Source organism: Indioceanicola profundi (genome assembly GCF_003568845.1).
Taxonomy (GTDB): domain Bacteria; phylum Pseudomonadota; class Alphaproteobacteria; order Azospirillales; family Azospirillaceae; genus Indioceanicola; species Indioceanicola profundi.
On sequence record NZ_CP030126.1, the window covers coordinates 2,446,795 to 2,470,308 of the forward strand.

At 68.3% G+C, this 23,514-nt stretch carries 24 protein-coding genes and 1 tRNA gene; 7 read left to right on the forward strand and 18 right to left on the reverse strand.

What is annotated here, in order from left to right; all coding sequences use genetic code 11:
• Positions 1–113 precede the first annotated feature (113 nt).
• The 4 genes from DOL89_RS11705 to DOL89_RS11720 form a co-directional block, all read right to left on the reverse strand.
• Positions 114–1,142, reverse strand: coding sequence for a hypothetical protein (locus DOL89_RS11705; protein WP_225889772.1), 1,029 nt, complete (start codon positions 1,140–1,142; stop codon positions 114–116).
• 106 nt (positions 1,143–1,248) lie between these two features.
• Complete coding sequence (gene moaB / locus DOL89_RS11710) at positions 1,249–1,785, reverse strand: molybdenum cofactor biosynthesis protein B (protein ID WP_119679321.1); 537 nt, start codon at positions 1,783–1,785, stop codon at positions 1,249–1,251.
• A gap of 303 nt (positions 1,786–2,088) precedes the next feature.
• Complete coding sequence (locus DOL89_RS11715; RefSeq protein ID WP_225889773.1) at positions 2,089–3,009, reverse strand: DMT family transporter; 921 nt, start codon at positions 3,007–3,009, stop codon at positions 2,089–2,091.
• A gap of 98 nt (positions 3,010–3,107) precedes the next feature.
• Positions 3,108–3,977, reverse strand: coding sequence for a 4-(cytidine 5'-diphospho)-2-C-methyl-D-erythritol kinase (locus DOL89_RS11720; protein ID WP_119679323.1), 870 nt, complete (start codon positions 3,975–3,977; stop codon positions 3,108–3,110).
• A 222-nt stretch (positions 3,978–4,199) separates the two neighbouring features.
• Between DOL89_RS11720 and recQ the strand changes: the two genes are divergently transcribed.
• Positions 4,200–6,065 (forward strand): DNA helicase RecQ, encoded by a 1,866-nt coding sequence (gene recQ / locus DOL89_RS11725; protein WP_119679324.1) that lies wholly within the window; start codon positions 4,200–4,202, stop codon positions 6,063–6,065.
• Between the two features lie 34 nt (positions 6,066–6,099).
• Here recQ and DOL89_RS11730 read toward each other — a convergent pair whose 3' ends face one another.
• On the reverse strand, positions 6,100–6,774 hold the full coding sequence (locus DOL89_RS11730; RefSeq protein ID WP_225889774.1) for a TIGR02466 family protein: 675 nt from the start codon (positions 6,772–6,774) through the stop codon (positions 6,100–6,102).
• Between the two features lie 120 nt (positions 6,775–6,894).
• Between DOL89_RS11730 and DOL89_RS11735 the strand changes: the two genes are divergently transcribed.
• Positions 6,895–6,969: transfer RNA gene (locus DOL89_RS11735), tRNA-Thr, on the forward strand.
• A gap of 131 nt (positions 6,970–7,100) precedes the next feature.
• On the opposite strand, the gene DOL89_RS24890 is transcribed toward DOL89_RS11735, so the two are convergent.
• The 3 genes from DOL89_RS24890 to DOL89_RS11745 all read right to left on the reverse strand — a co-directional run bounded on the left by DOL89_RS24890 (position 7,101) and on the right by DOL89_RS11745 (position 9,111).
• Positions 7,101–7,271, reverse strand: coding sequence for a hypothetical protein (locus DOL89_RS24890; protein WP_162937470.1), 171 nt, complete (start codon positions 7,269–7,271; stop codon positions 7,101–7,103).
• Between the two features lie 175 nt (positions 7,272–7,446).
• On the reverse strand, positions 7,447–7,794 hold the full coding sequence (gene hfq, locus DOL89_RS11740) for an RNA chaperone Hfq (protein WP_119679325.1): 348 nt from the start codon (positions 7,792–7,794) through the stop codon (positions 7,447–7,449).
• Positions 7,795–8,076: 282 nt separating this feature from the next.
• On the reverse strand, positions 8,077–9,111 hold the full coding sequence (locus DOL89_RS11745) for an SDR family oxidoreductase (RefSeq protein WP_404813464.1): 1,035 nt from the start codon (positions 9,109–9,111) through the stop codon (positions 8,077–8,079).
• A gap of 281 nt (positions 9,112–9,392) precedes the next feature.
• On the opposite strand from DOL89_RS11745, the gene DOL89_RS11750 reads away from it, so the two are divergent.
• Positions 9,393–10,478, forward strand: coding sequence for an SDR family oxidoreductase (locus DOL89_RS11750; protein ID WP_119679326.1), 1,086 nt, complete (start codon positions 9,393–9,395; stop codon positions 10,476–10,478).
• 14 nt (positions 10,479–10,492) lie between these two features.
• On the opposite strand, the gene DOL89_RS11755 is transcribed toward DOL89_RS11750, so the two are convergent.
• From DOL89_RS11755 to DOL89_RS11775, 5 genes are all read right to left on the reverse strand, one after another.
• The gene (locus tag DOL89_RS11755) at positions 10,493–11,371 is read right to left on the reverse strand and encodes a LysR substrate-binding domain-containing protein (protein WP_119679327.1); all 879 of its coding nucleotides are present in this window, start codon (positions 11,369–11,371) and stop codon (positions 10,493–10,495) included.
• Positions 11,372–11,508: 137 nt separating this feature from the next.
• Positions 11,509–12,150, reverse strand: coding sequence for a DUF2231 domain-containing protein (locus tag DOL89_RS11760; RefSeq protein WP_205574571.1), 642 nt, complete (start codon positions 12,148–12,150; stop codon positions 11,509–11,511).
• Between the two features lie 35 nt (positions 12,151–12,185).
• Positions 12,186–13,178 carry an SDR family oxidoreductase gene (locus tag DOL89_RS11765; RefSeq protein ID WP_119679328.1) on the reverse strand — a complete coding sequence of 331 codons (993 nt, stop codon included), beginning with the start codon at positions 13,176–13,178 and terminating at the stop codon, positions 12,186–12,188.
• Between the two features lie 52 nt (positions 13,179–13,230).
• Positions 13,231–13,758 carry an ankyrin repeat domain-containing protein gene (locus DOL89_RS11770; RefSeq protein ID WP_119679329.1) on the reverse strand — a complete coding sequence of 176 codons (528 nt, stop codon included), beginning with the start codon at positions 13,756–13,758 and terminating at the stop codon, positions 13,231–13,233.
• Positions 13,759–13,900: 142 nt separating this feature from the next.
• Positions 13,901–15,112 carry a nitrate/nitrite transporter gene (locus DOL89_RS11775; RefSeq protein WP_119679330.1) on the reverse strand — a complete coding sequence of 404 codons (1,212 nt, stop codon included), beginning with the start codon at positions 15,110–15,112 and terminating at the stop codon, positions 13,901–13,903.
• 416 nt (positions 15,113–15,528) lie between these two features.
• On the opposite strand from DOL89_RS11775, the gene DOL89_RS11780 reads away from it, so the two are divergent.
• Complete coding sequence (locus tag DOL89_RS11780) at positions 15,529–17,256, forward strand: bifunctional protein-serine/threonine kinase/phosphatase (protein WP_205574572.1); 1,728 nt, start codon at positions 15,529–15,531, stop codon at positions 17,254–17,256.
• 22 nt (positions 17,257–17,278) lie between these two features.
• Here DOL89_RS11780 and DOL89_RS11785 read toward each other — a convergent pair whose 3' ends face one another.
• Positions 17,279–18,397: an alkene reductase gene (locus DOL89_RS11785; RefSeq protein WP_119679332.1), complete on the reverse strand. Its 1,119-nt coding sequence runs from the start codon at positions 18,395–18,397 to the stop codon at positions 17,279–17,281.
• A 103-nt stretch (positions 18,398–18,500) separates the two neighbouring features.
• Between DOL89_RS11785 and DOL89_RS11790 the strand changes: the two genes are divergently transcribed.
• From DOL89_RS11790 to DOL89_RS11800, 3 genes are all read left to right on the forward strand, one after another.
• Entirely contained in the window at positions 18,501–19,409 is a 909-nt protein-coding gene (locus DOL89_RS11790; protein WP_119679333.1) for a LysR family transcriptional regulator, read from the forward strand.
• Between the two features lie 140 nt (positions 19,410–19,549).
• The gene (locus DOL89_RS11795) at positions 19,550–19,927 is read left to right on the forward strand and encodes a hypothetical protein (protein WP_119680390.1); all 378 of its coding nucleotides are present in this window, start codon (positions 19,550–19,552) and stop codon (positions 19,925–19,927) included.
• Positions 19,928–20,101: 174 nt separating this feature from the next.
• Positions 20,102–20,530 (forward strand): response regulator, encoded by a 429-nt coding sequence (locus DOL89_RS11800; protein WP_119679334.1) that lies wholly within the window; start codon positions 20,102–20,104, stop codon positions 20,528–20,530.
• A 1-nt stretch (position 20,531) separates the two neighbouring features.
• On the opposite strand, the gene DOL89_RS11805 is transcribed toward DOL89_RS11800, so the two are convergent.
• From DOL89_RS11805 to DOL89_RS11820, 4 genes are read right to left on the reverse strand one after another with little or no spacing between them, the layout of a single operon-like run.
• Positions 20,532–20,939 (reverse strand): response regulator, encoded by a 408-nt coding sequence (locus DOL89_RS11805; RefSeq protein ID WP_119679335.1) that lies wholly within the window; start codon positions 20,937–20,939, stop codon positions 20,532–20,534.
• Positions 20,936–22,387 carry a sensor histidine kinase gene (locus tag DOL89_RS11810; RefSeq protein ID WP_119679336.1) on the reverse strand — a complete coding sequence of 484 codons (1,452 nt, stop codon included), beginning with the start codon at positions 22,385–22,387 and terminating at the stop codon, positions 20,936–20,938. The genes DOL89_RS11805 and DOL89_RS11810 overlap by 4 nt, the downstream gene beginning before the upstream one ends.
• Positions 22,384–23,028: a chemotaxis protein CheX gene (locus tag DOL89_RS11815; RefSeq protein WP_119679337.1), complete on the reverse strand. Its 645-nt coding sequence runs from the start codon at positions 23,026–23,028 to the stop codon at positions 22,384–22,386. The genes DOL89_RS11810 and DOL89_RS11815 overlap by 4 nt, the downstream gene beginning before the upstream one ends.
• A 10-nt stretch (positions 23,029–23,038) precedes the next feature.
• Entirely contained in the window at positions 23,039–23,425 is a 387-nt protein-coding gene (locus DOL89_RS11820) for a response regulator transcription factor (RefSeq protein ID WP_119679338.1), read from the reverse strand.
• Positions 23,426–23,514: the final 89 nt, after the last annotated feature.

Below are 23,514 nucleotides of genomic sequence, written 5' to 3' on the forward strand. Positions count from 1 at the left end.
GCGGAAGGAAAGCCGTAGGTCAGGGGAGGCGAGGTCCGGCCTCATGCCTCATGAAGCCGGTGCTGACGAAATCGGACGTCGGCGTCGCCTCGACCCGACCTACGATCCCCGCCTCAATCTGCGCTCACCGCCTCCGGCATGTCCATGATGGCGCGGGAGGGGGTCAGGCCGGCGCGCTCGAAGCTGGCCAGCGTCTCCTCCGCCCAGGACTTCAGGTCGGTCAGGCCGCCATGGCCGGTCCATACGTCGATCCCGTAGCGCTTTTCCAGGTCCGTCTCGGTCAGCTTCAGCGCGTCGCGGACGGAGATCATCTCCTTCTCCATCAGCGTCCAGATATCGGACTCGCAGCGCTTCATGGTGATGATCTGCACGCCCATGCCGGCAAAGGCCTTCAGCCGGCGGAAGGCCGGGTCGGACTCGTAGGTCTCGAAGCCGCCGGCCACCTCGTTCAGGATCACGAAGCGGCGGCCGATGGGCAGCCACTCGTTCTTGTCGAAGCTGTACTGGATCAGGGCGCGGGCATCCTCGATCGCCTGCCCCTCGGCCTTGGTGGTCACCACCAGATCGACGGGGGCGGAGTTGCGGCGGCGCAGCAGGGCGCCGGCATTGCGCGCCTCGGCCCAGGAGAACAGGCCGGCGGCGACATTGGCGCCCACATCGATGATGGTGCCTCCATCCAGCAAGGTGCGGCCGAACTCGTCCCAGTACTTGATCGCCAGATTCGGGTCGGTGGAGGTCTTGATCCGGGTCAGCTCCTCGCCGATGCCCAGCTCCTTCACGCCCGTGAACAGCCGGCCGAACTTGGAGCGGTTGTTCAGCGTGTCGCTGTCCGCCGCGGCCAGCTTGGTCGGCACGCCCTTCTGCTCATGCTGGAGAACCAGCATCTGGGCCACCAGGGTCTTGCCCTGCCCGCCCGTCTTGGCCATCGAGATGAAGGTCCGCGTCATGCCTGTGCTCTCCTGCTCGCACGCCGGTGGGGCCTTGGCCGCCACCATATCCTGTTCACCGCTGAAGTTTCCGCCCGCCGGAACCGGCTTCATATCGGCGGCAAGCGCCACAGGCTCCGGATGCCTGTCCGGATTGGCCCGCGCATAGGTCCGGGCCGCCTGCCGTGCCATGCGACGGCGCTTTCCTCTTGCCATGGAACCCCTCCACCGGGCGCACAATGATTACGCTTTTCGGATAGGTCCTTCAACGGCTCCCGCCCGCTCGAGCGGATTATACCACTATTTTGTGGCGACGGTGCGCTCAGCCCTCATGCTCGCGCAGGCGGGGCATCAGCTCGACCAAGTTGCAGGGGCGGTGGCGGTTGTCGAGCTGCCATTTCAGGATCAGGTCCCAGCCGTCGCGGCAGGCGCTGGGGCTTCCCGGCAGGGCGAACAGGTAGGTGCCGCCGGCAAGTCCGCCGGTGGCGCGGCTCTGTAACGCCGAGGTTCCGATCTTCTCGTAGGAGAGCATGCGGAACAACTCCCCGAACCCGTCGATCTTTTTCTCGAACAGGCTTTCGAACGCCTCCGGCGTAACGTCGCGCCCGGTCAGGCCGGTGCCGCCGGTGGAGATCACCACATCCACCTGCGGATCGGCGATCCAGCCCCGCAGCCGGTCCACGATGGCGCGGACATCGTCCCGGACAATGGCCCGGTCGGCCAGGATATGCCCATCCGCCGCCAACCGCTCCGCCAGCGTGTCGCCGGACTTGTCGCTGGCAAGGTCGCGGGTATCGGACACGGTCAGCACGGCGATCTTGACCGGCAGGAAGGGGCGGGATTCGTCGATGCGGGCCATGGGCCTGTGCTCCAGCGGAAGAGGTGGCTTCTTGAACCATAGCAGGTTCCGGGGCCGCAAGGCGTGGCGGGGATCGGGCGCGGCTTCTCCGTCGGCACCGCCCCACTGCCACCCCCTTCTCCAGCCCCACCCTCACCCTGAGCCTGTCGAAGGGCGAGGGTGGGGCGGTGTCGACGATAGAGCCATGCGGCGTCCGAGCCGATCGGAGCCCTACATCCCGCCAGATACCCTCGCCCTTCGACAGGCTCAGGGTGAGGATATCTGGCTACCAGCCGCATTCCGCCCTCCAAACCCACCGCCCAATCACATGGCCCGCGCCACCCCTGTCCGCCGCCGGAACAGCCGCCCGTCGATGGCGGCCAGGCCGGCGAAGATCACGGCCATGCCGGCGAAGGCGGTCCAGTCCAGCCGCTCGCCCAGCACCAGCGCGCCCAGCAGGATGGCGCTGACCGGCACCAGGAAGGTGACCAGGCTGGCATTGGTGGGGCCGGCACGGTTCATGATGCGGTAGAACAGCAGATAGGCGAAGCCCGTGGAAACCAGGCTCAGCGCCAGCAGGGCCGCGATCGCCTCCAGGCCGGGCGACAGGGTCCAGGGCCGGTCCAGGATCAGGCTGGCCGGGGTCACCATCGCGGCCGTTGCGAGCAGCGTGACGGCGGAGATCACGGCCGGCGGCAGATGCTTGAAGCGAACAGCCCAGACCCCGGCGGTGCCATAGGACAGGGCGGCCCCCAGAATGGCCAGCGCGCCGACCAGCCGCGCCTGCTCGCCACCCGCCACCTTCGGCGCCAGCAGCAGGGCGACGCCGGCGACGCCCAGGAAAAGCCCTGCCAGCTTCACCGTCCCGATCCGCTCCCCCCGGATCAGCCACAGCAGCACCACGGTCCAGAGCGGGGTGGTGGCGTTCAGGATGGCCGTGAGGCCGGAGGGGATCAGCGTCTGGCCGAAGGAGATCAGGCTGAAGGGGATCAGGTTGCCGACCACCCCCAGCAGCGCCTGCCCGCCCAGCCGCGCCACGGCCAGCAGCATCAGGCCGCCGATCAGCGTGCGGACCAGCACCAGCGTCAGCGGCGGCACCTCCCGCACGGCCACGGCGATGAACAGGAAGGACCCGCCCCACAGGATCGACAGGATGCCCAGCAGCAGCCAGTCGGCGGGCGTCATGGATTGCTGGGTTGAGGGCGGCATCGGGTTCGCTCCCGGCTCTGGCATCAGGGTCGGCACGCTATCCCTCCTCCCCCGCCCCGTCGACCCGGAAGCTGTGATGGGTGCCATGAGGCTGGCGGGTGACGATGCTCACTTCCGCCGCGGGCGGGATGGGGTCAACTGAGCAACTGTGCCGCCCGCACCCACCAGCCGGGCTGGCCGGCCTTCAGCCCAATAGCAGCCCGCTCCGCCTCCGCCGCCGTACCGAACAGGCCGAAACAGGTGGCCCCGCTGCCCGACATGCGGGAGAGCAGGCAGCCCGACGCATTGTCCAGCGCCGCCAGCACCTGCCCGATTTCCGGGCGCAGCCGCTGCGCCGGCTCGGCCAGGTCGTTGCCGCGCAGGGTTAGAAGCCGGGCGAGATCGGCGGCATCCACAGGATCGCGCTCCAGCCGGTGCGCCGCCGTGAAGGGGGCGGTGCGGGCGGTGAAGACGGCGCGGGTTTCCAGCGCCACCCCCGGATTGGCCAGCACCAGCCAGACCGGCGGCAAGGCGGGACCTTGGGTCAGCTCCTCCCCCGTTCCGGCGAAATAGGCGGTGCGGCCATGAAGGCAGACCGGCACGTCGGCCCCCAGGGTGCGGGCGATGCGGTAAAGCTCCGGCTCGTCCTCCGCGACGCCCCAGAGGCGGGCGGCCCCGCGCAGGGCCGCCGCCGCATCCGCCGAACCGCCGCCGATCCCGCTGGCGACCGGCAGCCTCTTCTCCAGCACAATCTCCAGATCGGCAGGCCGGCCCAGATGGTCGGCCAGGGCGCGGACGGCCCGGACCACCAGATTGCGCTCCGGCGTTTCCGCCCGGAGCGGGCCGGCGAACGGCCCCTCGATCCGGAAGGCCGGGCGCTCCGCCGGGTGCAGGGTCACCGTGTCGCCCGCATCGGCGAAGGCCACCAGGCTGTCCAGCAAATGGTAGCCGTCCTCCCGCCTGCCGGTGACATGCAGATAGAGGTTCAACTTGGCCGGGGCGAAGATCGTCTGGGCGTCTTGCATGGGTCTGGGCGGGTTGCGGCGGATCGGCGCAAGGTGCCGGGCGGCCCGGTCGCGGTCAACCGCCGCAACCGCCGCCCTGGGCCGCCCCGCCCTGCTTCGTCGGCAGGCCCGTGTCCCGCCGCAATCCCCTTTACCCGGCGGGGCCCCTTCCGTAGAAGATGGGCGGACCCAGATATTGCGGTCTGCCGCCCGAACCGATCACAATCGATAGCTGTCTCCGGCATGCCCGATGCCCGGCTCCCCCTCTTCCGTGAAGCGCCCCAGGATGTCCTGCGGCGGGTCTGGGGCTATCCGGCCTTCCGGGGCCAGCAGGCGGACATCGTGGAGCATGTCTGCGCCGGCGGCGACGCCCTGGTGCTGATGCCCACCGGGGCCGGCAAGAGCCTGTGCTACCAGATTCCCGCCCTTGTCCGGCACGGCGTCACCATCGTCGTCAGCCCGCTGATCGCCCTGATGCGCGACCAGGTGGATGCGCTGCGGCAGTTGGGCGTGCGCGCCGCCTATCTGAATTCCACCCTGGAATGGCGCGAGACGCAGGAGATCGAGCGGGCCTGCGAGCAGGGGGAGCTGGACCTGCTCTATGTCGCACCGGAGCGGCTGGTGACGCCGCGCTTCCTGGATCTGCTGGAGCGCAGCCGCATCGCCCTGTTCGCGCTGGACGAGGCGCATTGCGTCAGCCAGTGGGGCCATGATTTCCGCCCCGAATATCTCCAGCTCTCCATCCTGCACGAGCGGTTCCCGATCGTGCCCCGCATCGCGCTGACCGCCACCGCGGACGCGCAGACCCGGGCCGACATCGTCAACCGGCTGAACCTGCACGGGGCGAAGCTGTTCCTGTCCAGCTTCGACCGGCCCAACCTCACCTACCGCATCCTGTCCAAGGATGCGGAGCGGCGGCAGTTGCTGGATTTCATCCGCCGCGACCATGCCGAGGATGCCGGCATCGTCTATTGCATGAGCCGGGCGAAGGTGGACGCCATCGCCGACTGGCTGCGCCAGCAGGGGCTGGACGCCCTGCCCTACCATGCCGGGCTCGATTCCCAGGTGCGGCAGGCCAACCAGGACCGGTTCATCAAGGCCGAAGGGGTGGTGATGGTCGCCACCGTGGCCTTCGGCATGGGCATCGACAAGCCGAACGTCCGCTTCGTCGTCCATATGGACCCGCCGCGCAGCCTGGAAGCCTATTACCAGGAGACCGGCCGCGCCGGCCGCGACGGGCTGCCGGCCGAGGTGCTGATGCTCTACGGCTTCGGCGATGTGGTGCAGCTCCGCCAGATGGTGGAGCAATCGGACAGCCCGGCCAACTACAAGCGCACCGAACGGCAGAAGCTGGAGGCGCTGCTGGGCTTCTGCGAGACGGTGCGCTGCCGCCGGCAGACGCTGCTGAGCTATTTCGGGGAGGATTATCCCAAGCCCTGCGGCAATTGCGATACCTGCGCCAATCCGGTGGAGACCTATGACGGCACCATCCCGGCGCAGAAGGCCCTGTCCGCCGTCTACCGCACCGGCCAGCGCTTCGGCGTCGGCCATCTGATCGACGTGCTGCGCGGCCTTGCCACCGAGAAGGTGACGGAGCGCGGGCACGACAAGCTGAAGACCTTCGGCTGCGGCAAGGACCTTTCCAAGCAGGAATGGCAGACCGTGTTCCGCCAGCTCGTCGCCTACGGCTTCCTGGCCGCCGATCCGGAGGGGCATGGCGGGCTGATCCTGACCGATCAGGCGCCGGCCTTGCTGAAGGGCCAGGAATCGGTGCGGCTGCGCAAGGACCCGGCGGCGGAGCGGAAGAGTGCGCGCGGCAGCTCACGGAGCGGCTATGGCGGCGGCGGAGCCGTCCGCCCGCGCACCGCGCCCATCGACCTGTCGAAGGAGGATGACGAGCTCTGGCACGCGCTGAAGGCGCTCCGCCTCGACCTCGCCCGCGAGCAGGGCGTGCCGCCCTATGTGATCTTCCACGACGCCACGCTGATGGAGATGGTTCGCGAAAAGCCCCACGACGCCGTGGCGCTGGGCCTGCTGCCCGGCGTAGGGGCCAAGAAGCTGGAGCGCTACGGCGACTACTTCCTGGACGTGATCCTGCAGCATACCTAGGGCGTGAAGCCCTCCCCACCGGGGCGGGGCTTCTTCAGCGCCAGGCGTAGTTGAAGCTGATGCTGATCCGCTCGGTCTCCGCCCGGTTCAGCGGCACCTCGTGGCGCAGCCAGCTTTCCCACAGCAGCACGGTGCCCGACTTCGGCGCCACCGGCACGGACGGCTGGAGCTCCCGGCCGGCCTTGGCTTTGCGCGGCGGGGCGGCCATCATCAGAGCAAGGCGCGGGTCCTCGAACTTGATGGAGCTGGCGCCGTCCGGCACCTGCACATAATAGGTGCCGCTGACCACGCTGTTGGGATGGATGTGGGAGCCGTGGAAGCCGCCCGGCTCCAGCACATTGATCCAGAGCGAGTCCAGCTCCAGCTTGCGCCCGCCGAGGTCCCATTCCATCAGCTTGGCGAAGGCCTTCACATGCCGGTCGAGCTGGGCTTTCAGCGCTTTCACCGCCGGATAGCGCCAGGGCAGGTCGTCCAGCGAGGCGTAGGAGGTGTAGCCGGGATAGCCATGCTCCTCCGACCAGGCCTGCCCGGCCTCGTCATCCTCCGCGGCCGACAGGGCGCAGGCGGCGAGTTCGGTATTCAGGGCCGCGGCTTCGGCCAGCTCGGCCCGGTAGATGCGGGTGGCGAACAGGGTTTCCAGCGCCGGCGCGGCAGAAGCGGTGCCAGCGGCAGCGGCGGGATCGGCGGATTTGGGCATCTTGGCGGTCATGGCGCTGGCTGTATCCCGAACCCGCAATGCCGTCAATTGCGCCCCGCGCAAATTCCCTGCGATCTATGGGTTGCCAAGCCCGTCCGGCTTTGCTAGATACCGCGGCCTGTGAGGCGCTGTGCCCCGATAGCTCAGCGGTAGAGCAACCGCTTCGTAAGCGGTAGGCCGTTGGTTCAAATCCGACTCGGGGCACCACTCACTTCCTGCGGCAGTACGGCCTGAGAGCCGCTGAGCCCGCGGCAAGCTTCAAACAATGATGGTACTGCCGGCCAGACGCGCGCAGATGCGCCATGCCTTGGCACGTCCGGCCGGCTGGAATCTGACTGTCAGAGATGCTCCACCAATCTCTTGAAGCCGACCAGGCATTCTTGAAGGCGCTCGCCTGCCTCACGGAGCTGGGTAGCGCACTGGGTCAGTTGATGCGCGTGGACCTTCATGTTTTCCGCATGGTTCAGCAGATGCCCATGGGGAAGCCCGGTGCGGATGTGGATGATCATTCCCGCTCTCCTGCGCTGCGGCTGCCGGACCATTCCGGCACGCATGCCGCGTACAAGAGCGATTGAACACCCGTAGACGGGTCAGCGATATCTCAACTTTCGTAAGGTTTTATTAACCGTTGGTATAGGGCACACCCGATCTGTAGACCGGAAGCCGCCCGTCTCCTGCCGCCCGCTACTCCTGCGGCTGCTTCCGCCGGGGGCGTAGCCCTGCCCTGATCACCTCGGGCGAAATCCGGGTCGGGGCCGGCGTGGGCGCTGGTTCCGGCGCGGACTTCTGGGTTTCGGCCTGCTCCCCATCGGCGTTCCAGAGAACCAGATTCTGCTGCGGCACGAGCGTCGAGATCGCGTGCTTGTAGATCAACTGCTCGCTGGAGAAGCCTTCGAGCAGGATCGAGAACTTGTCCGCGGCGACGATCCGGCCGACCAGCCTGATGCCGCTGACCAGGAACACCGTCACGCTGATCTTTTCCTGGATGAGGTTTCCCAGGACCGCATCCTGCAAACTCTGATGATGGGCCAACGCGGCCTCCGTCCTTGTAACGCCCGCATCGGACGATGCTGCGCCGCAGCATGGCCGATTGCAAGCGGTTGATCGCCAGCATTCCCGGCAGCCGCCGGTACAGCCCGACGCGCTGACGCCTCGTTCCGACCGGCTGTACCATCCCCGCGGGGGCGGAAAGCCGGAAACGGCCCCGCCTCCGCGGTTGTGGCGGTGATACTCCGGCTGGCCGCGTCTCCACAAGCGGTCTGAGACGCAGTTTGCGGCAAAGCTGTGCCGCGTGGGACGGAGCCGTGGCCTCGTCTACGGCGTCGCGTTGCCGCCGGTGATGCCGTAGACCTCGCCGGTGACATAGCTCGTCTCCTGGGACGCCAGGAGCACGTAGGTCGGCCCGAGCTCCGCCGGCTGGCCGGGCCGGCCGAACGGGACGGAGGCCCCGAAGCTGACAATGGCGTCCGGCGGCTGGCCGCCGCTGGGCTGAAGCGGCGTCCAGATCGGCCCCGGCGCCACGGAGTTCACGCGGATGCCCTTCGGGGCGAGCTGCTTTGCCAGGGACTTGGTGAAGGCGACGATACAGGCCTTGGTCTGGGCGTAGTCCAGCAGGTTCTCCGACGGCTCATAGGCCTGGATCGACGACGTGTTGATGATGGAAGCCCCCGCCGGCAGGTGGGGAAGCGCCGCCTTGGTGATCCAGAACATCGCATAGACGTTCGTCTTGAAGGTGGCGTCGAACTGCTCGGTCGAGATGTCGAGGATCGAGGGCTGGGACGCCTGCTTGGCCGCGTTGTTCACCAGGATGTCGAGGCCGCCCAGCCCCTCCACCGCATCGGACACGAGCTTCTGGCAGAAGGCCTCGTCGCGTATGTCGCCGGGCAGGGCGATAGCCTTGCGGCCGGCGGCGCGGATCAGCTCAACCACCTCGCGCGCGTCCGGTTCCTCCTGCGGCAGGTAGTTGATGGCCACGTCTGCCCCTTCCCGCGCGAAGGCGATGGCGGCGGCGCGCCCGATCCCGGAATCGCCGCCGGTGATCAGCGCCTTGCGGCCCATCAGCCGGCCGGACCCCTTGTAGCTCTCCTCCCCGTGATCCGGCCGCAGCTCCATCTTCTGGGCGAGACCGGGCCATTCCTGCTGCTGCCGCGGGAAGGGCGGCTTCGGATACTGCTCCAGCGGGTTCTGCATGGCGGCCTGGGGCGGCGGGGCGGCGGAACCCTGCCCCGTCTGGGCCGCAGCCGTTCCCGCACCGGCCAGCGTCGCGGACGCGCCGACGAGACCGGCTCCGATCCCGCCGACGACGACACGGCGCGTGGGTACGATGGTCGGGTCCTTGGGGTCCATCATTCGTCTCCTGGAATCTGTTCTGATGACATCGGCACGGGCAACCGGGCCGGGGACGACGCATCGTGCGATGCAGTCGACCCGACCCAACCGCCGCGACGGCAGGGTCCTTCCGCCAACCGGCAGCGCCGCCCTCCGTTGCAGTGCAGAAGCATGGATGCGGCAATCCGCTGCCCGGCGGACGGGATATCGGCAACGGAGCCGCCCGGATGCTGTTGGAAAGGGGGTTCCGGCCCGCCCCGCTGCCCCCCGCTCCACCGCAACCCGTTCCACGGAGAAGAAACATGCGCCCGCATCTGAAGCCCATCGGCGAGCAGGTGATCGTCATCACCGGCGCCAGCAGCGGCATCGGCCTGACCACCGCCCGCATGGCCGCCCGCCGGGGCGCCCGGGTGGTGCTGGGCGCGCGGGACCATGCGGCGCCGGCCAGGATCGCCGATGAAATCCGGATGGAGGGCGGAGAAGCCATCCCCGTCGCGGTGGATGTGGCCGACGAGGACCAGTTGCGCGCCGTGGCGCAGGCCGCAATCGACGCCTTCGGTCGGATCGACAGTTGGGTGAACAATGCCGGTGTTGCGATCTACGGCCGCATCCTGGACACGCCGGATGAGGACCACCGGCGTCTGTTCGAAACGAATTACTGGGGCGTGGTGAACGGCAGCAAAGTCGCGGTCGAGTACATGCGGAACAGCGGCGGCGCGCTGATCAATGTCGGCAGCTCGGTCGGCGACCGGGCGGTGCCGCTGCAAGGCGTCTACAGCGCCAGCAAGCATGCGGTAAAGGGCTTCACCGTGGCGTTGCGGATGGAGTTGGAGGCGGAAAACCTGCCGATCTCCGTCACCCTGATCAAGCCGGGTGCGGTGGACAGCATGTATGAGGAACATGGCAAGATCCTCACCGAGCATGAGCCGATGAACCCGCCGCCGATCTATGCGCCGGAAACGGTGGCGCGCGCCATCCTGTACGCGGCGGAGCATCCCCGCCGCGACCTGGTGGTGGGCAGCGGCGGCAAAATGTTGTCCCTGTCAGAAACCCTGGCGCCGCGCTTGACCGACCGGCTGATGGAGCGGTTCCTGATTCCCTTCGAGAAGAGCGGGGGACCGCAGCGCCGCTTCACCCACAGCCTGTACGGCCCCAGCCGCGACGGGCGCGAGCGCGCCGGCCGGCACAGCATGGTCCGTGAGCGCAGCTATTACACCGAGGCCGTTACGCACCCGCTGGCGACCGGCATGGTCCTGGCCGGCCTTGCCGCCCTTGCGGTGGGCGCCATGGCGCGGGGCGGCGGTAGGTCCGACGGCCCGGCGGGCCGTTCCGCCGAGGTCGGCACCCGGCGCATCGCGGCCCGCCGCCGTGAGAAGGCGCAGGCCTGACCGGTTGCCGAGGCTCAGGCCGCCAGCGGCAGGGCGGCGGCGCCGGACAGGCTCTCCGTCAGGAAGGTGATGAAGGGCACGACCAGCTCGGCCGCCCTCTCCTCTCCCAGGACGGTGATTTCCGTCATGGGCAGGGCCGGCCAGCTTTCGGACGGCGGCAGGATCTTCATGCCGTCCTGGACGAAGGACCGGCCCAGCACCGTGACGCCCAGCCCACCGGCCACGGCGGCCTGGATGCCCATCAGGCTGCTGGCCGTACAGGCCGGCTGCCACTCCCGCCGGACCGAGTCCAGGGCGGAGATCATCAGCTCCCGGTAGGTGCAGGGCTGCGGCAGCATCACCAGCCGCGCCGGACGGGCGGGATCGGCCTCATAATCGGCGGCAGCCATCCAGACCAGCGGCTCCCGCCAGATCACCCGGCCGCGCTGCGCCGACCCGTCCTTCTTGGCGATGACCGCATCCAGCAGATTGTCGTCATAGGCGGCCAGGAGATTGCAGCTCAGGCCGGTCATCAGCTCGATATGGACGCTGGGATAGAGCCGGCTGAACCGCGCCAGCAGCTTCGGGAGTTGGCGCGGGATGAAATCCTCGGAAATGCCGAGGCGCAGGGTGCCGGCGGCCGGCGGCTCCCGCAGTTCCCGCATGACCTTGTCGTTGAATTCCAGCATCTGGCGGGCGGTGACCAGCATCCGCTCCCCATCCCGGGTGAGGTTGAGGGAGCGGCTGGTCCGGTCGAAGACGCGGCGCTGAAGGATTTCCTCCAGCCGCAGCACCTTCTGGCTCACCGCCGACTGGGAGCGCCCCACCACCTCCGCCGCCGCCGTGAAGCTGCCTGTTTCGGCCACGGCGACGAAGGCGCGCAGGAGATCGAGTTCGAGGTCCGGATAACGCATGGCGATGGCGACCTTCCTGCCGGAGCCGGGAGCACGGACAGGGAAGGTTGCCAGAGGCGCATCAATTCGGACAGCGCATATTTCAAATCTGACCGATGCGCTTTCCTGCTGGATCAATGGCAGCGCGCCCCCGGCGATCAGTCCTCGTCGGGGTCCTCGCGGCCGATGGGGGCGACCTTGTGCCGGTAGATCAGTTCCGCCCCGGCAAGCGCGGTGACGCCCAGCAGCAGCGCCACCGTGGCGGACAGCGCCGTGTCGCGCGGCTGCACCTCATGGGAACCGTTGCGCCGCTTCAGGCTCCAGGCGGACAGGGCCAGTGCCGCCACATTGCCGAAAGCGTGGAGATGCCCTTCCGGATGCCGCCGGACCCGCTTCACGCCGGCATAATCGACCGCACCGACCGCGCCGGCCACCACCCCGGTCGCCAGCCCCGCCTTCAGCAGCAGGCCGGACGCCCTGGCCCAGAACGGATCGCGGGTGCGCCGGTAGGCGATGTCCGTCGCCAGCACGGAGGTCAGGTAGGTCAGAGGATAGGGGATCAGGGTGGGATGGATCGGGTGCCCGAAGATGTTGGCCCGGCTGGGAATCCCGCTTCCCCCCCGATGCTCATGGCTTACCGGGCCGCTCATACCGCGCCTTTGGCCGCGCCCGTTGCCATGGCGGGGATACCGCTCCCGCCAAGCCATGGGCTGGCCGGGCCGGCCATGGTCCATCACGCCGGTCGATCCCCTGTCCCAATCGTGCATCATGTCCTCCGCCGTCTGCTTCGCCGGCAGCAACAGCCGGGAGCGCCGAACGTGCTGAACATCCCGGATCAGCGGCGGCGATGCATGGGCAAGGATGGCTGCTTCCAGGCGGCGAGCGCCAGCGGTATGCCGATCAGCGCCAGGGTGGCGAGCAGCGGCACGCCGCCATTGTTGGGCCCCTTGCGCCAATCGCCGCGCACCGTGAACCGATCGCGGGCGGGTTCGAACAGCGTGCCGGTGGTCTCCCCGCTGGGCTCATTGCTGAGGAAGCCGTAATTCAGCGCGCGGGCATTGAGCCGGGTGCCCAGGGACGGGGCCACCCGTTTCAGGACGGCGCCGAACTTTCCGGCCCCGCCGATGATCACCTCCGCCCGCGGGCGCTGCACCAGGCCCAGGACGGTGCGGGCCACTTTCTCCGGCGTGTAGACCGGCGGGGCGGCGCGCACATTGTGATGGCTGAAATTGGCGGCGTGGTGGAAGAAGGGCGTGTCGATCACCGCGGGCAGGATCGTGCAGATGTGGATGTCCGGTTGGTCCAGCACCTCCTGCCGCAACGCCTCGGCAAAGCCGCGAATGGCGAATTTGCTGGTGGCGTAGGCGGTGCTGTCGGGCTTGGCCAGCCGCCCGACGATGGAGGCGTTGTTGATCAGCACGCCATGGCCCTGCCGGCGGAACACCGGCATGACGGCGCGGGCGCCGTGGACGTAACCGAACAGGTTGATATCGATCACCCGCCGCCAGACATCGCTGGGAATGTCCTTGAAGCGGCCGAAGACGCCGACGCCGGCATTGTTGAACCAGACATCGATCCGGCCGAACCGGTCCAGCGTCTGCCGGGCAAGATCCTGGACCTGTTCCTCACGGGTCACGTCGGTGGGGACGGGCAGCGCGCGGCCGCCCAGGCTTTCGCATTCGCGGGCCACATCCTCCAGCCGTTCGGCGCGGCGGGCGGCCAGGATCACCGTAGCACCCTGCCGGGCGAAGGCATGCGCCGTGGCGCGGCCGATCCCGCTGGACGCTCCCGTGATGACGGCGACCAGTCCCGAGAATGAGCGGCTCATTGGTTTCTCCTGCATGATGCTGCGGCGCAATAACCGGCAGCGGCAGGATTCGTCACCCGTGCCAGCGGGAGAGCTGACCCGGCGTATCGGCCGCCCCCATGGCGATGGCGGCGTCATAGGCGGTGTGGCCGCCGGCATCCCGCGCCTGCGGGTCGGTCCCGTGGGCCAGCAGAAGATCGACGATGCCGGTGCGGTTGAACATGGCGGCAACCATCAGCGCGGTGCGCCCGTCCGGCCCGCAGCCATCCACCTTGGCCCCGCCTTCCAGGAGTGCGCGGATGACATCCTCGTCGCCCTTGAAGGCCGCACCGGCAAGCGGCGTCTGCCCGCGGTCGTTGGCCAGCTCCGGATCGCCGCCATGCCGCATCAGGACGCGGCAGGTCTCCGCATGGCCGTGATAGCTGGCCAGCATCAGAAGGCTGTCGCCCTTCTCATTCCGGAGATTGGCCGGCAGCCCCTGCTCCAGCAGCTCCGACAGCTCCTGCGTGGCCCCGATGCGGGCGTAGTGGAACACCTTGGCCGCGAAGGCGAGGGTTTCCTCGTCCAGCTCCGGTGTCGGCTTCGGGGCGTCGTTCGGCATTTCTTCCTCCGCCGGGGTCGGTGCCTGCCCGGAGAAGGGCTCCGGGAGGGGTGATCCAACCCTAACGCCGGACCATCCCTCCCGGAACCATGTTTCAAGCCTTCCCCACATGCACAGCCTGGGCGGCGGGCCCGGCCCCCTTTCAAATCCGTGCGGCGCTGACGCCCACCGCGCCCCAGGTGGTGCGCCAGCGCGTCTTGACCCGTGTGAGACCGATGAGCGCCAGCACCGCCAGGGCGGCGAAGATGAGAAGCCCGGTCTGGTAGGTGCCGGTGACCTGCTTCGACAGCCCCAGGCTGGAGGCCAGATAGAAGCCGCCGATGCCGCCCGACATGCCGACCAGCCCCGTCATCACCCCGATCTCCCGCCGGAAGCGCTGGGGGACGAGCTGGAACACGGCGCCATTGCCCATGCCCAGCGCCTGCATGGCGCAGGCGAAGATCAGCAGCGCCATCCAGGAGGACGGCAGGTTGAAGCTGACCACCACCAGGAAGAAGGCCGCTACCGCATACATGATGCTGAGCGCACGGATGCCGCCCACCCTGTCCGCCAGCATCCCGCCCAGCGGCCGCATCATGGAGCCCATGAACACGCAGGCCGCCGTGAAATAGCCGGCCACCACCGGGCTGAGCCCGTACTGGTCGTTGAAGTAGATGGTGAGCGAGGAGGACAGGCCGACGAAGCCGCCGAAGGTCACGCCGTAGAAGAACATGAACCACCAGGCGTCCGCCTCCCGGAACACCGCCAGATACTCCTTGAAGGATTTCGGCGGCGGCGCATCCGGGCTGTCCTTGGCCAGCAGCACATAGACCACGAAGGCGACGCCCAGCGGGATCAGGGCGATGCCGAACACATTCTGCCAGCCATAGGCTGCCGCCAGCGACGGGGCGAACAGGGCGGCGAAGACGGTGCCGGAATTCCCGGCACCCGCAATGCCCAGCGCCGTGCCCTGATGCTCCGGCGGGTACCAGCGGGAGGCCAGCGGCAGCGCCACCGCGAAGGACGCCCCGGCCACGCCGAGGAACACCGCCAGCAGCAGCACCTGACCGTAACTATGGATGCCGAGGAGCCAGGCGGCGGCAAGCGCCGCGAGGACCACCGCCTGCCCGATCAGCCCCGCCATCTTCGGCCCGATCCGGTCCACCAGCACGCCCATGCCCACGCGCAGCAGTGCCCCCGATAGCACCGGAACGGCCACCATGAAGCCCTTCTGCGCCGGGCTCAGCCCCAGCGCGTCGGACACCTGCACGCCAAGCGGCCCGAGCAGCACCCAGACCATGAAGCTCATATCGAAGTAGAGGAAGGCCGCGAACAGCGTCGGGGTATGACCCGCCTTCCAGAATCCTGACTGCATCCACTTGCCCCTCGTAACGGCGGACGCACGGGCGCCCACATCCATTCGGCCCCGGCTTGCGGGCGGGAAAGCAGTCAGCAATCCGCATGCCAGATATCGGGAGCGGGAGGGCACTACTTATGCGCCACGCCCCTGGCGGGACATTTAGCGGGAGAAGCAGCCATCACTCTGAAAAACATACCTGTTCACGGGAATGGCATTTTATTCGGAAAAATTGCCGGTACTTTCATTTGGCTCACGCGGTTGTGGCCGTCGCGACCTCCGTGGCCGTAGAACTACTATTCATGCCCAATTCGTAGGCCTGATGCACATAAAGCAGACACCGGGCCGATGCCGGCCAGGACAGTGCATCCCATGCGTGCCCGCTGCGGCGCGCAGTGATATGGGATTGTGCGGGAGCAAGGGAGTATCCGCACGTGCGGCCGGAAATGGAGCGCCACGCCGGCCATCCGGCGGTCGGAATCGGGTTCTGCACCGATATCGGCAAACGCCAGGAGAATCAGGATTTCGGCGCCGCAATGTCCGGTCCGGCCGGGCACCTGGCGCGTCATGGCGTCGTTGCGGCGGTGGCCGATGGCGTCGGCGGGCACAAGGGCGGCAGGGTCGCGGCGGAAGCGGCGGTGCACGCCCTGCTGGACGGCTATCTGGGGGCGCCCCGCACGCTGGGCATCCAGCAGGCCTGCGCGCGGGCGGTGGAGGCCGTCAACCGCTGGATATCCACCCAGGGCCGCATCGACCCGGACCTTGAGGGCATGGCCTGCACCCTCACCGCGCTGGTGCTGAAGGAACGCCGGATTCATCTCATCCATATCGGCGACAGCCGTCTCTATCGGCTGCGGGACGGCAGGCTGCTGCAACTCACCACCGACCATACGCACAGCCACCCCGACATGCGGCATGTGCTGCACCGGGCCGTCGGCATGGAGGAGACGGTCCGCATCGACTACGCCGCCCACCCGGCGGCAATCCATGATCGCTATCTGCTCTGCACCGACGGCATCCACGGCCCCCTCCCCGATCGGCAGATCGGCGACATCCTGACCCGTGGCGCCGGACCGGATGAGACGGCGCGGCTGCTGGTGGAGACGGCGCTGGACCGCGGCGGCAGCGATAATGCCACGGCCCTGGTGCTGGACGTGCTCGCCCTGCCGGCGGCCAGCCATGAGGAGCTGGAGAGCGCCGGGGCGGCGCTGCCCGTCCTGCCCCTGCCCGAGCCGGGCGACATGGTGGACGGGTTCCTGTTGGGCGAGCCGCTGGCCGATGCGCGCTACAGCCGCCTGTTCATGGCCACCGACCCGGCCGAGGGTAGCACGTTGGTCCTGAAATTCCCGAAACCGGTGGTGGGCGACGAAACGGAGCTGCGCGCCGCCTTCGTGCGGGAGGGCTGGATCGGCGCACAACTGCACAGCCCCGGCCTGGGAGAGGTGATCGAGCTGTCTCCGGAGCGGCAGCGACGGCTCTATGTCGTCATGCCCTATTATGCCGGGGAAACGCTGGAACAACGCTTGCGCCGGACACCGCGGATGTCCCTGCGCGAGGGCATCGGGATCGGGATCAGGCTGGCGCGGGCCGTCGCCGTTCTGCACCGGGCCGGCGTCATCCATCGCGACATCAAGCCGGACAACATCATCCTGACGGAACAGGGCGCGCGGCTGCTGGATTTCGGCATCGCCCGGCTGATCCACCGCGAGGAGCAGGATACGGGCGGGGAGATACCCGGCACCGCCAGCTACATGGCGCCGGAGATGTATGAGGGGGAGCGGGGAAGCGAGCGGACGGACATCTTCGCGCTCGGCGTCACGCTGTACCGCATGTTCAGCGGCGGGGCCTATCCCTATGGCGAGATCGAACCCTTCTCCCGCCCGCAGTTCGGCACGCCGGTCCCGCTGCTGCGCCACCGCCCCGACCTTCCGGCCTGGCTGGACGCGGCCCTGGCGCGGGCCATCGCCGTGAACCCGCAGGACCGGTTCGTGGATGCGGTGGAGCTTGCCGTCACGCTGGACAACGCCTCGTCCCGGTCGGCTCCCCCGCCGAAGCGCCACCGCTCCCTCTATGAGCGCGATCCGCTCGCCTTCTGGCAGTTCCTGTGCTTCGCGCTGGCGGCAAGCCTGCTCATCCTCGCGGCCCAGACGGTCGGGCCGTGAGGATGAGCGGGGCCTGCGGCGCTCAGGCCGCTTCGCTGTCCAGCGACGGGTAGTCGAGATAGCCGCGCGCATCGCCGCCATAGAAGCTGGGGCGGTGATAGCGGTTCAGCGGCGCGCCGCGGCGGAAGCGCTCCGGCAGGTCGGGATTGGCGATGAACAGCCGACCGAAGGCCACCGCGTCGGCCCGGCCCTCCGCAACCGCCCCGGTCGCCGTCGCCTGCGTGAAGCCGCCGGCCGCGATCACCGCGCCGCCGAACCGGCTCTTGAAGCGGGAGGCCGCATCCGGCGCATTCGGGTCGAGCGCGTTGGTATCGCTGTTCTGGTCGGCCCGCGGCTCCACGATGTGGAGATAGGCCAGACCGCGCTTGCCGAGCTCTGCCGTCACATGGTCGAACAGCGCGCCGGGATTGCTGTCGGACATGCCGTTGAAATGACCCCAGGGGGACACGCGGACGCCGACGCGGTCGGCGCTCCAGGCCCCGGCAACGGCATCGACCACCTCCAGCAGGAAGCGGGCCCGGTTCTCCACGGAACCGCCATAGCGATCCTCGCGCCGGTTGGTGCCGTCCTGGAGGAACTGGTCGATCAGGTAGCCATTGGCCGAATGGATCTCGATCCCGTCGAAACCGGCCCGTTGCGCATTCACTGACGCGCGGCGGAACGCGTCCACGATGCCGGGGATTTCATCCTCGCGCAGGGCGCGCGGGGTCTCGAACGGCACCGGCCGCCCCTGGATGTCCATATGGTCGCCAGGGGCCGCAACGGCCGACGGGGCGACCGGAAGCGCGCCGCCCGGCTGCATGGAGGAGTGGGAAATCCGGCCGGTGTGCCAGACCTGGAGAACGATCAGGCCGCCCTTGGCATGCACGGCGTCGGTGACCTGCCGCCAGCCCTCGACCTGTTCGTCGGAATAGATGCCGGGCGCGCCGGGATAGCCCCGCGCCTGCTCCGACACGTCCGTCGCCTCGGCGATGATCAGGCCGCCCTTGCTGGCGCGCTGGCCGTAATAGACGGCGTTCATCTCCTGCGGCACGTCGCCCGGCTGGCGCGAGCGCATGCGGGTGAGCGGCGGCATGACGACCCGGTGCTGAAGCTCGAGAGCTCCCAGCCGGACAGGCGTGAACAGCGGTGAGGAAGACATGGTTTCTCCTTGGGAATGCCGGTCCACCGAAATAGTCCGCCACGGAATGCCGTGTTACTGTCCGGGATTGAGAAGCCGGCTTATCGGAAAGCGATATAATCCGATGGACACTGATGGGCTGAGGGTGCTCGTCCTTGCCGCGCAGGCCGGCAGCCTGTCGGCAGCAGCGCGGCGTCTGGAGATGACGCCAATGGCGGCCAGCCGCCGCTTGGCGGCGCTGGAGCAACAGCTCGGCGTGCGCCTGATGCACCGGACGACGCGCTCCGTCTCCCTGACGCCGGAGGGGGAGCAGTTCCTGCCACACGCCCAGGCGATGATCGAGATCGAGCAGGCGGCCCGCGCCAGCCTCGCCCCGGCGGAGCAGGGTGCCAGCGGCCTGCTCCGCGTCACCGCGCCCGCCGCCTTCGGCCGCAAGATCGTGGCCCCCATGATCCCCCGCCTGCTGGACGAGAATCCGGAGCTGCGCGTGGATTTGGAACTGACGGACAGCGTGGTGGACATCGTGGCGGCCGGGATCGACGTGGCGGTGCGCATCGGCCGCCTGCGCGATTCCAGCCTGATCGCGCGCCGGCTGGCGCCCAATCCGCGGGTGATCTGCGCCGCCCCGTCCTATATCGCTCGGGCCGGTATTCCGCGCACCGTCGATGATCTGGCGGATCATGAGTGCATCGTGCTGAGCGGCACCCAGTCCTGGTCCTTCGAGGCGGATGGCAAGGTGCGGGAGGTGCGGGTGGGCGGCCGGTTCGGCAGCAGCAGCATCGACGCCGTGCATGCCACCTGCCTAGGCGGGCTGGGGCTGGCGCTGCTGTCGGCCTGGGACGTGGCCGACGAAATCCGCTCCGGCGCGCTGGTTCCCATCGAACTGGACGCGGCACTGCCCGAGGCGCGGTCGATCTGGGCCGTCTTCCCCTCCGCACGGCTGGTTCCGCCGAAGCTGCGCGTGTTCATCGCCGCCCTGGAACGCGCCCTGGCCCCGCTGCCCGCGGCAGCGAAGCGACTTCCGCTTCCCTGAGCGCGCGATGCCGTCGTCACGCCGCTGTTGTCCGCCGAGAAACCCGGCCGTTCGTGGCCGGCAGAGACAGCGCGGAGGACAGGGCTGAGATGATGAGCTTGGAGAAGACCCGGCGGCGGCTGCGTTCCGGGAGCCATGGCATGCAGGCGCAGTCCCTGGCCCCCATGCTGGGATGGTTCAGCATCGGCCTGGGACTGGCCCAGGTGCTCGCCCCCCGTGGGATGTCCCGGATGATCGGGACGGCGGGCAACGGCCTGGACCGCAAGACCATGCTGGCCGTGGGGCTGCGCGAGCTTGCCGCCGGGGTCGGCATCCTGTCCCGCCGCCGGCCGCAGGACTGGCTGTGGGCGCGCGTCGGCGGCGATGTCATGGATCTTGCCATGCTAGCCAACGCATCACGATCCCGCCGTGCCCGGCCGGGCCGGCTGGCGATGGCCGGCGCGGCAGTGCTGGGCGTGCTTGCGCTGGATTATATCAGCGCCCGGCGGCAGGGCTCCGACGGGCGGAGGGCGGGCTGAATCCCGCCCCGGCCCGACAGCGCCGGGCGGGAGACATTTGATGGATCACCGCAAGATCGGCTGAGGCATGGTGCGGACGCACCGGATTCACCCCGTTTCGCCCCTTGGCATCCCTGGCTGCGGGCCGCATGAATGCATTCACCTCTAAAACGATGAATTCCTCGGGAGAACGGTTTGGCCAGGGTACTGGTGGTGGAGGACGAGGCCTTGATCGGCATGGCGCTCGCGGTGACGCTTGTGGATGGCGGCCACAAGGTCTGTGGTCCCGTTCCCAGCGTCGATGCGGCGCTTCGTGAAGCGGCCCGGTGCAGACCGGACGTGGCCCTGGTCGATGTCCGGCTGAAAGGCACCGCGACGGGGCTGGAGTTGACGCCGAAGCTGGCGGCGATGGGCGTGCGTTGCGTGATCATGTCCGCGCATACAACCCGGCGCGAGGCGGAGGAATCTGGCGCGGTGGGCTGGTTGCCGAAGCCCTGCTCCAGCCGTGCGGTGCTTGCCGCCGTCGCCCAGGGCGCATCCGCGCCCGACCGCAGAGGGCCGCAGGCGGCCGGCTCCCGGCGGGATCAGCACACTGGCAAGGTGTTCGGCGCCGCGACGACCTAGCCTATCTGGACCCGCCGTCGAACAGGACGAGGTTCCGGGGCAGCGCCGTCATCGGCCTGTCCCCTGCTTCGGGATCGCAGCATTCCACCGCGGTCAGCAGGTCCGCCCTTGAGAAGGGCTTCATCAGGCAGCCGGCACCCACGCCGCGGCCGGTCACATCTTCCGGGAAAGAGGTCACGAACAGACAGGCAACGTTCCGCTCTTCCAGATACCGGGCGACATCCAGCCCGCTCGAGGCGTTGGCAAGATGAACATCGACGAGGGCCAGATCGAAAGGCCCCTCCGCCTCCATCGCCCGGACCTCTCTGAGGTCCATGGCCGGACCGACGACCTCATGGCCGACATCCTCAAGATAGAGGCGCTGTTCCATGGCGATCAGAAGCTCATCCTCCACCAGTAGGATTCTCACCGCATCTCCTCCGGGTGCGAGGTGGTTTCGAGATGCTCCAGGGCGTGGTCCGGCGGTCCTTGCGGAACGATGATGCGGAACACGGCCCCCGTCCTGGCGGGCGGAAGTTCCAGCTTGCCGGAAAGCTGGCTGGTCAGGGCCGTGATGATCCGCAGGCCGAGGGTAGGCGACTTCCGAGGATCGAAACCGGGCGGCAGACCGGGGCCGTTGTCGCTGACGCAGAGCGTGAACTGCCCCTCCCCGCGCTTCAAGGTGACATCCACCTCCGCCGGGCGGTCACCGCGATGCTTGATCGCGTTGGTGAGCAGCTCGTTGGTGATGAGCCCGAGCGGGGCGGCCTGGTCGATGCCGACCTCCACCGGGTCGACATCCAGCCTGATCCCCGCCGCACTCTGCCCGCCGGAGGCTTCCACTAGATCGGCGCAGAGTTCCTGCAGGAAGGCGGCGAAATCCAGGGTCCGGAAGCGCTCCGCCTGATAGAGCCTGTGATGGACTCGGGCCACAGCGCTGATCCGCTGCGCCGCTTCGTGCAGATGCTGGCGGGTGGCGCTTTCGCTGGCGGTGGACATCTGCAGGTTCAGCAGACCCGAGACGAGCTGAAGGCTGTTCTTCACGCGGTGATTGATCTCGCGCAGCAGCATGGTCTTATCGGCCAGCGCGCGCTCCAGCGACAGCTTGGCCCGCCGGCGCTCCGTCACGTCGCGCAGGATGCCCGTCAGGAAGACACGGCCCTCGCTGGCCCAGTTGCCGACCGAAAGCTCCACATAGAAGGTGCTGCCATCGCGTCGCCGCCCCTGGAGTTCCACCGGCTCGAACGCCCTGGATGCCACGGCGGCATCTTCGCCGCGCGGCCAACGGGCGGCGTCCCCGTCGGTCAGCAGCACGCCGATATCCTTGCCCATGATCTCGGCGAGCCGGTAGCCGAACTGCCGTTCCGCGGCACCGTTCATCCACTGGATGGCGCCGGATGCGTCCGTGGTGACGATGGCTTCGGGCGCCGTGTCCACGATGGCGCGGTAGCGGGCGTCGCGGTGCTCACGCAGAACCCTTTCCCGGTCGGCCACGGCGGTCTGGTCGTTCACCTGGATCAGGCACCAGCGTTCACCCGCCGCCTCATAGGAGCGGATCAGCACATTGTGAAGCAGGCCCCGCCCGTCGGGCAGGCGCAACGGAAGAAGGTTGGCGTTCAACGAATGGGTCAGGATGCTGGCCGCACCGGACTCCAGCGCATCCTCCACCGCGTTCTGCGCCCGGCTCTCGCGCAGGGACGGGTACAGGTCCCAGAGCGGAATGCCCAGCGCCTTGCCGGGCGCGATGCCCGACGCACGCCCCATCCAGCCGTTCCAGAAACGGATGCGCCGCTCCCGGTCGATGAGGATGACGCCCGCCTCCAGATGCTCGAGAATGCCGAGCGCAGCGGGGTCGGGGATGGCGGGGAGCGTGGTCATGGCGGGACCTGCCCACCCTCGACCCCGCGGATGAACTCGCGGATCAGGGTCTTCAGGGCGGTCAGCGACGGCAGGTCCATCAGCAGGGCGATATAGCCCTTGATGTTGCGGGCCCGCACTGCGAAGTCGATGGTGAGGAAAAGCACGGCCTCTTCGGACTGCGCGTTATCCGTCCCGTTGAGGATCTGGCTTCCGCTGCCCCGCATGACCTGCGGCAGCGACATGGTCAGCCCCTGATGAAGCAGATTGGCGACCACGACCAGACAGCCGTTCAGGATGATGTTGCCGATCTCCGCCAGGGCCTCCTGCTCCAGATCGACGATCTCCTCCAGGCTCATCCCCTCACCGAGCACCGCCCGCACCAGTTCCAGGCTGTTCGTTTCCGGAAAGATCAGCATCGCCTCGCCGGAGAAAGCGCCGCGGAAGTCCTGCTTGACGGAAACCAGCCCCGACCGCTCGCGCCGGGACAGAACGTCGGCGACCCGGCCGCGGTTCAGCACCTCGATCTTCGGAACCGAGAGCTGGACCGGCTCCTTGATCATCACGCTCAGACTCTTCGCCGCCCGGCCCATGCCGATATTGACGATCTCCGTCAGGGCATCCTGCTCAAGGTCAGGAAGATCGATGGTTCCATCATTCACAGGGCGGCACTCAGGACGCTGCGGATTGGCGAAGCCGGAGGGCTGCTCCCGACAGGAAGGGCTTCAGGGCCTCTTCCGTCAGCGGCTTCTCCACAAAGGCAACGTTCAACTCGCGCGCTCGGGCAATGATCGACTGCTGCGCATTGGCGGAGACGATGGCCATCGGCATCTCCGGACGCAGCTCCCGGATGCGGGCCGCGAGATCCAGCCCGTCCATCTCCGGCATGTTGAAGTCGATCAGAGCGATGTCGACCGGCGTTTCGCCGATGAGCTGAAGCGCCTTCTCGGCGCTGCCCGCCTCCAGCGGGCGCCAGTCCGGCTGGTAGCGGCCAAGGATACCGCTGACCACCATGCGTGCCAGCTTGCTGTCGTCGACGATCAGAACGGTCCGTGTCATGCCCAATGCGCCTGATTCCGCCCATTTCACAAATTAGAGGTCATTCATAGAGAATTTAAGCGTCGAAGCCATGGTGCATTCGGGCAGTG